The sequence below is a fragment of the Pseudomonas sp. P5_B2 genome, from assembly GCF_056400445.1.
Genome location: NZ_JBFULH010001274.1, coordinates 1 through 770, shown reverse-complemented (window position 1 = coordinate 770; position 770 = coordinate 1). Strand labels below are relative to the sequence as shown.

At 53.4% G+C, this 770-nt stretch carries 1 protein-coding gene; it reads right to left on the bottom strand.

Annotation, left to right across the window (positions count from 1 at the left end; genetic code table 11):
• A partial coding sequence (locus AC1DRJ_RS30705; RefSeq protein WP_477805420.1) for a calcium-binding protein occupies window positions 1–321 on the bottom strand: 321 nt, incomplete at its 3' end.
• Window positions 322–770 lie beyond the last annotated feature (449 nt).

Here is a 770-nt window from a genome sequence, read left to right as displayed (position 1 = left end):
CTGGAAGTCAGTCACCGTGTCGCGGGCCGTGATAGTGGAGTCCGCGCCACTGCCGACAAACCAGTTGAAAGAGTCATTATCCGCACCACCGGTCAGCGTATCGGCACCGGCATTGCCCGTGAGACTGTCGAGTCCGATGCCACCGCGAAGCAGATCGTCGCCGTCACCACCGGAGAGTTGATCGTTGCCGTCACCACCTTCTATCGTGTCGTTGCCTCCTTCACCCAGGATAAAGTCATCGCCACCCAGGCCGAAGATCTGATCGGCCTCCGGGTTGGCAAATATAAAGTCGCCTTGTTCGGTCCCATTGATAACAGCCATGGTTCTACCCTCCCTTGAAGGAGATGGTAAGCGTGAATTGGCGTGCAGCGGTTTGAGGCTAGTTAATTTTAGTTTCTTATCCTCGGTATGGAGACTCGAGTTACATCTTTTTGCTTGTGTCCCCAATGATCGCCCCCTGATGAAAATATCAAGGCCTCGCGTTTTTTGGATGGCATGACTGGGTCGATGGCTGCCCTCGCGCTGCGCAACAATCGGCCAGAAATGGGCATCGATAAAGTGAGCTAAAAAAGGGCCGAACATCGAGACCGTTGGCTTTTAAAAACTACAGCCTCTAGAACTTTTCCCTATTTATCGGTCTATCTGGATAGCCCCATCCGCTCGGTAAGCACGCCCCCGCAGGCTTGCCTCAGCCAGATGGACATACGCCCAATGGTCAATCAGAGGTTGTCTCCGCTCATGAAATTCAATGTCCCACGGATGGTGCTATT